This window comes from Lacihabitans sp. CCS-44 (assembly GCF_024343735.1).
Classification (GTDB): Bacteria; Bacteroidota; Bacteroidia; order Cytophagales; family Spirosomataceae; genus Leadbetterella.
In genome coordinates, this window is record NZ_RJUE01000062.1 from 1 (window position 1) to 12,765 (window position 12,765).

Consider the following 12,765-nt stretch of genomic DNA (forward strand, 5'->3'; position numbering starts at 1 on the left):
GAACTCTCACAGCGGTAGTGATGCACCCCCATATTGCCCGTGTGGCAATCGGTCAGTTTTTTGAAGATGTTGCGGCTGTACTGATTACTCACCATTCTGCTTGCCTTGTTAAACACCACCTGCTGGAGTTTTTGGGCTACCTCAGTCATTTTTCAGGCGGTCGAGCGGCGAGACCAACGTTGACCTTCGGGTAGTGGTCAGGTGCAGATAAACCATCGTGGTTTCGATTTTACTGTGACCCAAAAGACTTTTTATAGTGTGTAAATCCACCCCGTCGTCCAGTAGATGAGTTGCAAAACTATGCCGTAAAGTATGAGCCGTGTAGCTTTTTCCGCCCAATCCAGCGTTTTCCATGGCGGCATTTACTGTGGTTTGTAAACTGCGTGAATGTAGCGGCCGACCTTGCAGAAGCGGACTTTCAAACAGGAATTTCTTTGGCCTAAATGCCCAATAATACGACTCCATCACACCCAAAAGATGCTTTGGAAGCAGTGCATATCTATCTTTCTTCCCCTTACCTTGACGGATTTTTATGCGGTTTTCTGCACGCTCAATGTCTGAAAACTCCAGTTGCTGAAGCTCTCTGAGTCGTATGCCAGTACCATAAAGCAAACTCACCACCAGTTGCTGTTTGAGGTCTGTTGTTTGCTCAAACAACTGCTGAACCTCGCTCTTTGACATCACATTGGGCAGTTTCCATTCTTTGCGTGGAAAGAGCTTCGAAGGCAAAACGTAGGGTTTTCGGAGGATATTCCTGAAAAAATAACTCGCAGCATTGGCCACCATTTTACACTTAGCATGCCCAACCTTATGAACTTGTTTTATATAAATGATGTAATTGTTGATGTCAAGCTCGGTGAGTTCCTCGGCATTTTTGTCGCAATGAAACTGAAACAACAGACGAACCTCTTGAAGGTAGTTACGGATGGAGTCGTTGGCATAGCTACCAACCAACATCGATTTGTGAAGGCGGTCTAACCAATCCAACTGGTTATTGCTTAATACATTTTCTGATAAACTGTTTTTTTTGACATGATATTTTGATTATGTTTACTTATAGATAACCAAACAAAATGCCAGCTCTGATAGAAAGAAAAGGTATTGAATTCAAAAGAATAAACGCATGATTTTTAAGGCCTTAACGCTTGCGTTTCGCTCGAACAGGGGTTTTGCGTCCGCTCTTCGACATGTTCCGCAAGGCATGTCGAAGCTAGATAAAATAGGATTTCCAATCCAATTTTACTCATTTCATATTTATACTACATAAAATTTGGTATACGAATATAGCGTAAAAGACCAACATACGGTTTATTTTATTACCTCAACCGTTCATAAATGGTGATACGGTATTCCGACAGATATGACAGGATTATATAAACATAGTAATTGAAAGCTTAAAATATTGTCAAAAAGAAAAAGACTTAAAAATATATGCTTGGGTTATTATGCGGAAGGCCGCCCCGACCAACCACATTCATTTAATTATACAATAAGCAATTCCAGTAAAATCCTTATTATCAATTCACCGCTCGGATACTGGTGCCAAAAAAATCACAAAACCAGTTTAAATTAAGGTGAAGTTTACAATCCATGCATTATCCTAAAATTTCTCCCTTCGCTTATTTAAAATCGTTATTTTTGACATTATTATTCAACCAATACCCATTAAAACAAGATGAAATCACTATCATTTATTTTTATTTTTTTAGCTTTAAATACGGCTTATTGTCAATTACCTAGTAAAATAGGTCTTTTTGAAGAAAGATCTGATGTGGGCAACCCCGCCATAAAAGGTGAGGTATCTTATAATTTAGATACCCAGGAATACACCCTCTCAGGAGGTGGCATAAACATGTGGTACAAAACAGACCAGTATAATTTTCTCTGGAAAAAAATAAAAGGCGATTTTATCATTTCTGCTACTGTTAAGTTTTTGGGAGCCGGAACAGACCCGCATCGCAAAATCGGCATTATTGCCCGCAACAGTCTTAATCACAACTCAGCTTATGCCGACGCAGCGGTGCATGGCGATGTACTCACTTCGCTTCAATATCGCGAGGCCGAAGGTGCCGAAACCAATCAACTAGAGCTTTCGACTTACCACCCAAGCCATATCGAGTTTCAGCGTAAAGGCAATAAATTCTTTTTCTCGGCAGCCACCCAAGGCGAAAGTTTTAAAACGGTTTCAAAGGAAATTAATCTAAATGAAGAGGTGTTTGCAGGTCTGTTTATTTGCTCACACAATGAAAAAGTGGTTGAGAAAGCCGTTTTTTCGAATGTGCGTATCACTTTTCCTGCTGCCGATGACTTTAAACCTTACAGAGATTATCTGGGCAGTCAAATAGAAATATTGGATGTTAAAACGGGTTTACGAAAAATAATTCATTCCGTGCCGAACTCCATACAGGCTCCCAACTGGTCAAAAGACGGCAAATATCTCTATTACAACAACAGCGATGGTAAAATGTTCAGGTTTACACTAGCCACTGGAAAAGAAGAAATCTTAAACACAGGTAATGCCGTAGCCAATAACAACGATCACGTGCTGTCTTTCGATGGAAAAACGATGGGATTGAGCTCTTATTTAGGTGACCCACGGAGGTCAACTATTTACACTTTGCCTTTAGATGGTAAGGGCGAAGCCAAACAAATAACAGATCCAGCCTGGGGGCACTCGTGGTTTCACAGCTGGTCGCCTGACGGTAAACGAATGATATACATGGGCGATAGAAACAAGCAGCAGGATATTTGGGCAATAGATATAGCTACAAAAAAAGAAACACAATTGACCAACACTCCAACCCTAGACGACGGCCCAGAATATACCCCTGATGGCAAATACATCTATTTTAATTCGGCAAGAACAGGTACCATGAAAATTTACCGAATGAAACCTGACGGCAGCAATCAAGAGCAGGTTACATTTGATGAATACAACGACTGGTTTCCGCATATTTCGCCTGATGGTAAGCAGCTTATATATATTGCGTTTCCGAAAGATATAGACCCCAATAGTCATCCATTCTATAAAAAAGTAACTTTGAAAATTATGCCATTAAGCGGCGGTATACCTCAAACGATTGCCTATTTCTATGGAGGTCAAGGCTCAATAAACACTCCCTCGTGGTCGCCTGACGGAAGGTATGTAGCTTTTATAAGCAATACAAAGCTTTAAAAAGAAACCATAACTTTTGAAACTTAAAAAACTTATCAATTGGCGTAGTGTTTCAGTTTTTTGGTATTTTTGAGAGATAGATATAGAATAGTTACGAATGGCCTTTTGGTGGTATTTAAGATTTATGTACCTTATTACAACACCTACAAGCCAGCAGACGATAATTGATGAACATAGGAATATTTACATATGGAACGAGAGGTGACCTACAGCCTTATATTGCTTTGGCACTTGGGCTTATGGACAAAGGACATCAGGTGGCAATTTCGGCAACGGAAGACTTTAAAGATTTTGTTGAGAGTTTTGGGGTAACATTTCAACCGCTCTCGGGAAATGCGGAAACGATGATGAATTCAAAAGAAGGCCGCGGCATTTTACAAACAGAAAACGCTATCAAATTGATGAAGTATTATTTTAAGGTACTTCACGACAACAGAGAGCCTTTGTGTAAAAGTTATTTTGAGGCTATTTCAAAAGTTGATTTCATCATCGCCAACGCTATGACAATTCCTATTGTAAGTGCAATAGCTGAAAAACAGAATAAGAAAGTAGCCTTAACTTATTTTATGCCACCAGTTGTTCCTACAGCAGCGTTTCCATTGGGAGACTTTGATTTTTTGAATTTTCCTTGGTACAACAAACTGACTTATAAAATTGCCCATAGTTTTTTTTGGAAATTTATAAAACAAGACACCAACGAATTCAGACAAGAACTTGGCTTGCCGGAACTGAAAGAGAATTTGATTACTTATCTTGACAGACAAAAAACATTGGATTTATACTGCTTAAGTCCGTCCTTAATACCACAACCCAAAGATTGGGAAAGTCATCATAAAATAACTGGGTTTATAAATATTGCCAAGCAGAGGAGAGATGAAAATGCTTTTGACAAAACACCAAAAGAACTTACAGATTGGCTTTTAAGTGGTCCGAAACCTATTTATATGGGTTTTGGAAGCAATGGGATTGGTAACACAGAAAAAATTGCAAAAATCCTGACAGAAGTCTTGGAAAATACCAAGGAGAGAATTTTGTTTTGTACCGGTTGGTCTATATTTGATAATTTACCAAAGCATAAAAATTTATTCGTTACAAAATATGTCAACCACGAAAGTATTTTACCTCAATGTAAATTAGGCGTTTTTCATGGAGGTGCAGGCACTTTGGCCACGATGTTGAGACACAATTTGCCAGTCATTATTGTTTCATTTTACACAGACCAGCCAAGTTGGGGCAAAATTATTGAACGCAAGAAACTAGGTATTCATATCCCGATAAAATCTATAAACGCAGCCAAATTAATTTCTTCAATAACAAAAATTCAAACAGAAGAAATACAAAATAATGTTTCTGCAGTTGGACAACTAATCAGAAACGAAAACGGACTTGATAATACAATTGACGAAATTGAAAAATACTTTAAACTTTAGCAAAAACAGGATAAAATGAAGAGTTTAAAATGCCAAATACCACAATTGAAGAGGGTGAAATTTAGCAATAATTAAGAATAATCTTTAAACACAAATAACAAAATAAGATATGACATTCGAAAAACTAGTCCCGAATATTTATTATGTCGATATAAATGACGGTTTGAGATTTTTTGTGGATTGTCTAGGTTTCTCCATTGGCCACGAGGAGATAAAATCTAAAGAGCCTTTTTGTGTATTGCAAAAAGACGGCTTACAAATATATCTATTTGAACATTCAAACCTCGCAAAAGAGCATAATCCTGAGTTCAGGATTGTGACCAAAAATATTGAAGAAATATATGAAAAGGTTTCTAAGTCTCATCCTGAATTTCTGCATCCCAACCTCAGCAAAGTTACTGTTCGTCCATGGACTGCAAAGGAATTCGCATTGAGAGACCACCAGGTTTGTGTAATCATTCAAGAGTGGTAGAATCATTTGCTTAGATAAATAGCTCACTATCTTAAGGATGTTTTTCTTCTACTTAGTGAATTACGGCCAGATTGCTATTGGAATCACCCGTAGAAAATTGATATCATTTCAAATTTCGAATCTTTAAACTCTCACATACCTTTTGACAGACATTCCGGCTCAAAGCAAACCATGAATTCCGGTTGCGGTCGTTGGTAGCTTTGATACGTACTATTTTCCAAATTATATTAAAACAACAAGTTTTTCAACAATGAAACCTTTGGAAGCAGAACGAACTGGACCTTTGCCAAACATACATAGATGATATAATTGTTTATTGCAGGAGACTAATGAAACAATAGTTTCTGATTTTAAATCTTCCATACATGAATAAAAAATAGCCCAATATTCGAAGTGGTTTGTCTTTCTCTGGGTATGTAAAACTTATTTAAAGGGGCCAATAAATCTAAAAATTGTTACGAGATTTACCCTCACCTACTTAACCTGGATACCCAAAAAAATGAGCCACAAAAAAAACTTCTAAAAATCCTCAAAGTAAAAAATAATAGTCTGATTTATTCTTGTTTTGATAGGCATAAAACCGGTATCTTAGTTCAATATTCTATTTGATTTTTTGTAAAAGATATAACTATTATAATATTTCCAGTATAAAATTCATGAGTGAGGTCTTACGGTATATCATTTTTTTGGTTGTAGTAACGGTAGCGATTATTCTTGTTTATTTAATTTTAAAAAAATCTTTCGCCAGAAATCGTACTATATACCTCAATAACCTTGAAGATTTATCGACTCACTATTATCGTTACCTATTGTACTTTTGGGGTGTTGGCATATTAATGCCTTTCAGTGAGCTGTATGTAGATTTATTTTCAATAAGGGCAGAAAGCGAACTAACCTTTAATCTTTTAATAGGTGCGATCTGCCTTGCAATAGCCTATCTAAGTGGCTATTATATCATTATAAGAAAAAACCTGTATAAGCTATTTTTATTGTTTTTTTCCATTTACAATTTAGTAATTCTTTTTAAAATTGCCACATACAAAGGGATTGATTATCTCACACTGACAGAGTTTACATTAATGAACATGATCTCGTATTATGTTTTTTACAAAATAAAATATTTTTATTTTTACATCGGTACCTGTTTTGCTGTATTATTAACGCTGGTTCTATCAAATACGCTTCCTCAAAAAGAATTTATCATTTATTTTAATAGTTCTTTCATTGCCTTTATCATAAATTTCGTCATTCATCATGTTGATTTAAATATCAAAGAAAATTTATTTTTTGCTTATAATTATTTCAATAAAGGTAATCAATTCATAATAGGAGTTGACCAAGATGGATTGGTATCCTTAGCGAGTAAAAATATTGATACTTTTTTTGGACTTAACTCTAATGACTTTATTGGAAAAAAATGGGATTCAGAAGTTAAAGACAAATTAGGGTTCGAAAAAAATGGCGATAATTCAACATTAAGTTTAAAACTATCAGGTGGTTCATTAAAAATAATCGAGTGGCAGGAAGATACTATAAATCATGACTTAGTAATAAAAATTGGTCGAGACATTACAGAGATTAAAAGATCTGAAACCCAAATTACCCTTTCCAATAATAGACTTTATAGCCTGATTTCTAATATGGGAGACTTGGTATTTGTGTTGAATTTAGACAGGGTTTTCACGGAATATTATCAAAGCGAAAATGATGAGGATTTGATTGTTTCTCCTTCGTTTTTCTTAGGAAAAAAAATAAACGAAATTGGATTCCCCGATGAAGCCTATCATACTATTAATAATGCCATTGAAGAAACTATACAGAAAAATAAAAAGTCATACGTCGAATATAATTTACCCTCAGAGATTGGTGCTTCATGGTTTGGTGTAATTGTATCACCACTATGCGATGAATCTGGCCAAATAAAAGAAGTTATTTGTATTGCTCGAAATATAACAACACGCAAAAAAGATGAGCTAGAACTCAAAAAGATAAAAGAAGTTCTTGAACAAACCAGCAGAGAGGCTCGGATGGGTGGATGGGAGTATGATTTGATAAAACAAAGAATATTTTCATCAAAAATTACAAAAGAAATTTTTGAAGTTTCTCCCGACCATGAATCCAATTTTGATCAAGTTATCAATTATTTTGAAGAGGGCGAGCCCCGAAATTTACTTTTAAAATCATTGGGCAATTGTATGAATGAAGGAATTTCATACGATTTAGAACTGCCAATTATCACAGCAAAAGGCAATAGGCTTTGGGTAAGAGCAAAAGGTGCTGCTGAATTTAGTAATGGTGTTTGCATTCGTATTTTTGGTTTTGTTCAAGATATAAATTTACAAGTTAAAGCAAAAATAGCCTCAGAAAAAAGCGAAGCACAGTTTAGATATATAAGTGAGAACATTTCCGATGTCGTTATTGTATTTGAGGGTAAAAAAGTTTCCTATCTCTCGCCTACCCATCAACAACAATTTGGATATTCCACTGAAGAAGCGATAGCCATTGCTCATAACAATATTTATGATTTCTTTCATCCAGATGACCATGACTATCTTGATAAAACTTATGCTGAAGCAATAAAAAATAGGACTCCAAAAATAACCTATGTTACTCGTTTCTTACACAAGAATGGATCTTACATTTGGCGAGAAGACTCTGTAAGGCTTATTTACGATGATAAAGGTTACAATACAATCAGACTTATAACTGCTAGAGATATTAGTGAACGGAAGAATCAGGAATTGGCAGATTCTTTACGTCAAGAGGCCGCATTTAAACAGAATAATATATTAATTACACTATCTAAATCTAGATTAAATGAAGGTGATTTTTGGAATGAGGGCTTATTTAAAATCACAGAAGCAGCAGCAGAAGGTATTAATGTGGGACGTGTAAGCTTTTGGCTATACAGTGAAAATAAAATTGAATGCAAAGATTTATATGTAAAAGAAAGTGATGCACACTCCTTATCAGAAAGCATTTTCGAAAAAGATTTTCCTAAATATTTTGAAGGGCTACGGGGAGAATTGGCCATTATAGCCAATGATGCAAATACACATCTATACACAAAAGAATTCTCTAATGCTTACTTGAAATCTACCAATGTTAAGTCTATGCTAGATTTGCCTATCAGTATTGGAGGGCAATTGGTCGGTGTGATTTGTTGGGAACATCAGCATGAAAACAAAAACTGGACAGACGAGGATATTTCATTTGCAAAATCCATCGCTGATTTTATTTCTTTGGAGATTGAAGCCGATAAAAGGTTTAAGGCAGAAAATGCCTTAAAAAGAACTAAAGAGGTTTTAGAACAAACAAGCCGAGTGGCAAAGGTAGGTGCTTGGGAAATCGATGTTCAGAATCAAAAAATGTTTTTTTCTGACATAAATAAATCAACCCTAGAGGCTCCAGCCGATTTTGATTTGAATTTGGATAGTGCTTTGGCATTTTTTAAAGAAGGCAAAGATAGAGATTTGGTTTTTGATTCTTTTACACTATGTTTTAAGAAAGGAATATCATTTGATATTGAGATAAGAATTATCACATTCAAAAATAATGAAAAATGGGTAAGGGCATTGGGCCAAGCAGAATATGAAAATGGTCGTTGTAAAAGACTTTATGGAACTTTTCAAGATATATCTGAACAAGTTAACCTTGTTCAGATAATTAAAGATAAAGAACAGCAATACCGTTCGCTACTTTCCAATATTTCTAGTGTAACATTTAGATGTGCTAATGACGCTAGCCGGACAATGATTTTTATTAGTGATGCCATCGAGCAATTATCTGGTTATCCAGCTGAAGATTTTATTTTAAATAAAAAACGAAGCTACATTGATCTAGTTTTCCCTGAGGATAGAAATTTTGTTGACTCCAATTCTAACAATAACACTGAAGAATACGAAATAGAATATAGAATTGTTAATAAATCTAATGAAATCGTATGGATTATTGAAAAAGGAAGAAGGTATTACGATGAAATCGAAAAAAGAATCTTGCTCGATGGAATCATTTCGAATATTACAGAACGTAAACTCACTGAAATTGCTCTTGTAAAGAGTTATGAGGAACTCAAAAACACCCAGTCTCAATTAATCTCCACACAGTTAGAACAGGAAAAATTCGTAAGTTTAGTTAAATATTCTGGGGCCATGATTGGCATGTCGGATTTTAGCGGCAAAATTATTTTCCTAAACGAGAAAGCCAAACATGCCTTGGGCTACGACAATCTCCATGGAAATTTAATTACTAGAGATTTCTTTACGGATAGTAGTAAATACCTACTTGATAATTTGATTTTACCGACAGTATTCGAAAAAGGTATTTGGCAAGGCGAACAAGAGCTTATTAACCTCAATAACGATGAAATTATTATTACCGATTCTACGATATTTATCATTAGAGACCCTCAAAATTCTAGCCCTGTCGCCATTGCAACCATCCAAATTGATATTACTGAAAGAAAAAAAGCCGAAGCCAAATTAATTGAGAATCAGAAAGAACTGCTATACAAAAGTGAATTACTGGCTGTGGTGGCTAGGTCTACTGAAAGACTTTTAATAAGTACAAATATAGAAGAAACACTGGCAGAAATATTCAACTTAATTGGAGACACCATTGGTGCGGATAGAATTTATTATTTTGAAAATGACATCTCTAAAAACACAACAAGTCAAAAAACCGAATGGGTTCGCGAAGGAATACTACCTGAAATTGACAATCCTAAATTACAAAATTTACTGTTAGAGAATTTCGGATTTTTCACTGAAATATTACTTCAAAATAAAGTATTCAAGAAAATCATTTCAGAAATAGAAGACCCAGAGGTGCTTGAGTTTTTAAGTAGCCAAGGAATTCTTTCTATCATTTTATTCCCCATCACTATTAAAGATAAATTTATTGGTTTCATTGGTTTTGATGATTGCACCAGTGAGCAAATATGGTCAGACGATAAAATAAATATTCTATTTTCTTTATCCACAAATGTTGCTAATGCTATTGAACGCATAAACAATGAGCTTATCATCAGAGAGAGTGAAGCTAATTTTAGGCAACTCAATGAAACCCTAGAGGACGTATTTTTACTTTTTGATATTGCTCAAAATAGATATATCTATGTAAGCCCATCTTGTAAAAAAGTGCTTGGGCCAGACCAATCCTATTTTTATAATCCAAACGGATTTATAAATGATTTAATTTTTGAGGAGGATCAACCCACTAAAGAACAAGTATTCGAACAAATATATTCAAACAATTCGTTTGAGCTAGAATTTAGAATTAAAACCCCTGATGCAAGTCAAAAATGGATTTTAATGAAATCCTTCGGCATTAGAAATGAAGAAAATGAGATCGTCAGAATTTCTGCCATCTGTACGGACATTACAGAAAGAAAGAAGATCCAAAGTGAAATTAAACAACTCTCTCTTGTTGCTGAAAAAATCACCAACGGTGTATTAATTGCTGATACCAAGGGGCGGGTTTTATGGGCCAATCAGAGTTTCTTGGATATGATGGAAATAGATTTGTCAAATTTATTAGGTAAAAGACCAACCGAATTATTTAATCCTAAGTTTAAAGATTCAAATATTGAATCTGAAATAATTAACGGGAATAATTTTAATGTTGAACTTGAGATTGAAACTTTCAAAAAAACAAAAAAATGGATAGAAATAGTAAATACATCCATAAAAGACGATAAAGACAATTTTGTACAACAAATTGAAGTAGTGATTGATATCACTGAAAGAAAAAAAGTAGAAAGTTTACTTATTGAAAGTGAAGAACGTTATCGTTTTATTGCTGAGAGTACTTCAGATGGAATATTCGTGATTGAAAATTCGCGAATAGTTTATACCTCTCCTTCATTTCAAAAAATGTTTGGATATACATTTGAGGAAAGTTACAAACAAAGTGAAGGTAATCTTACGGACTATGTCCACCCTGAAGATGTTGAAAATTTCAGGAAAAATTTCAAATATCATACAGGACTCAAACATGATAATTTTTTATTACAATATAGAACGCTACATAAAAATGGCAATTATATATGGCGTGAAGATACCATAACAGCTTTTTATGAGGGCAATAATGTTTTTAGATTTATTTGTGTAGTAAGAAATATCTCAGAACGCGTAAAAGTAGAACATGAATTAGTAGAAGAAAGAAGGTTATTGCGTGCGATAATTGATAATATACCTGTTAATGTTTACGTAAAAGATAATTCGTTTAAAAAGATCTTATCAAATAAAACCGATGTGCAATTTGCAGGATTTCAAGATGAAAAAAGTGTTCTTGGAAAAACAGATTTTGAGTTGTTCAATAGTGATACGGCCCAAAATTCATATGAACAAGATGTTCAAGTCATTAAATCTAAAGAATCCATTATTGGCTTAGAAACCCAATTGGTAAAAAATGACGGGAAAGAAACGTGGTTATTAGTTTCTAAAATCCCTCTTCTGAATGAAAAAGAAGAAGTTACAGGCCTGGTTGGAGTCAGTGTTGACATTACCGAACGTAGAAAATCTCAACAGTTATTATTGGAAAGTGAACGCACCCTCAGTAGTATTCTTAATTCATTAGATGAGGTGGTTTGGGCAATTAGTCTGCCAGATTACAAACTCGTATTAATAAGTAATTCTTTTGATAAGGTTTTCGGGAAATCCTCGAAAAGCTGGAAGCGTAAATTTTTGCTTTGGAAAGATGTTATTTTACCCGAAGATAAATGGAAGGGTGAGCTAATTGAAAAAGAGCTTAAAATTCATGGTCAATCCTATGGAGTATTTCGAATAAAAGATACAGATGGTCAAATTAAATGGCTCGAAAACACAGTAAAAATTGTTTGGAATGAGCAAGAGGAACCCGTTATGATAATGGGAACATCTACCGATATTACAGAGAAAAAAAATGCAGAAGATGCCCTAAGAACAGCCCAAGAGCTTGCAGATGAAGCCAACAGGTTAAAAGCTGAACTGGAGCTCCGGGCCTTACAAATGCAAATGAATCCTCATTTTATATTTAATGCTTTAAACTCTATTCAAAGCTATATTCTTAATCAAGATACGACTACCGCTAACCTTTATTTAACTAAGTTTTCACGTTTGATTCGTTTGTTTTTGGAGTCATCTAGAAGTAAGTTTATTCCTCTTTTCGAAGAAATAAATCTATTGACCCTTTATATAGAGTTAGAAAAATTAAGATTCGACAATAAGTTTGAATTTGAAATTCTATTTGAAGGCCGTGTTGATAAAAATATAGAAATCCCTACTATGATTTTACAACCTTTTATTGAAAACGCAATTAATCATGGTTTAAGATATAAACTACAAAAAGGCCTTCTGAGCATCAAATTCTATAAAGAAAAGAATTATTTGATTTGTACGATAGAAGATGACGGTGTGGGAAGGAAAAACTCTGAAATAATCAAAGACAAACCCATTGAAGGGTATAAATCCCAAGGTTTGAAAATAACCGCTGAACGGTTAATAACTTATAATAAAATCAATGATGCCAACATAGTATTTTCAGTCAGAGACAGAATTGAAAATCCAAACAGCCAAAATGATGAGGTTGGTACGATTATCGAAATAAGATTTCCAGAAATTTAAAGGATAAATAAAAAGCCTTTTAGTATCTTATTTTTAAGCTATTTGGGGTAAATAAATATGTGTAACTCCTACTCAGACAAAGTA

Annotated in this window: 5 protein-coding genes; 4 read left to right on the forward strand and 1 reads right to left on the reverse strand. The window is 34.5% G+C overall.

The features are described 5' to 3' along the window. Positions 1-141 precede the first annotated feature (141 nt). Positions 142-987, reverse strand: coding sequence for a tyrosine-type recombinase/integrase (locus tag EGI26_RS18310; protein ID WP_255077177.1), 846 nt, complete (start codon positions 985-987; stop codon positions 142-144). A 688-nt stretch (positions 988-1,675) separates the two neighbouring features. Here EGI26_RS18310 and EGI26_RS18315 point away from each other — a divergent pair. The 4 genes from EGI26_RS18315 (at position 1,676) to EGI26_RS18330 (ending at position 12,681) form a co-directional block, all read left to right on the forward strand. Further along, positions 1,676-3,175 carry a DUF5050 domain-containing protein gene (locus tag EGI26_RS18315; RefSeq protein ID WP_255080520.1) on the forward strand — a complete coding sequence of 500 codons (1,500 nt, stop codon included), beginning with the start codon at positions 1,676-1,678 and terminating at the stop codon, positions 3,173-3,175. A gap of 167 nt (positions 3,176-3,342) precedes the next feature. Further along, positions 3,343-4,605, forward strand: coding sequence for a glycosyltransferase (locus EGI26_RS18320; protein ID WP_255080521.1), 1,263 nt, complete (start codon positions 3,343-3,345; stop codon positions 4,603-4,605). A gap of 109 nt (positions 4,606-4,714) precedes the next feature. Continuing rightward, positions 4,715-5,077: a hypothetical protein gene (locus EGI26_RS18325; protein WP_255080522.1), complete on the forward strand. Its 363-nt coding sequence runs from the start codon at positions 4,715-4,717 to the stop codon at positions 5,075-5,077. Positions 5,078-5,733: 656 nt separating this feature from the next. Continuing rightward, positions 5,734-12,681, forward strand: a complete 6,948-nt coding sequence (locus tag EGI26_RS18330) for a PAS domain S-box protein (RefSeq protein WP_255080523.1) — start codon at positions 5,734-5,736, stop codon at positions 12,679-12,681. Positions 12,682-12,765: the final 84 nt, after the last annotated feature.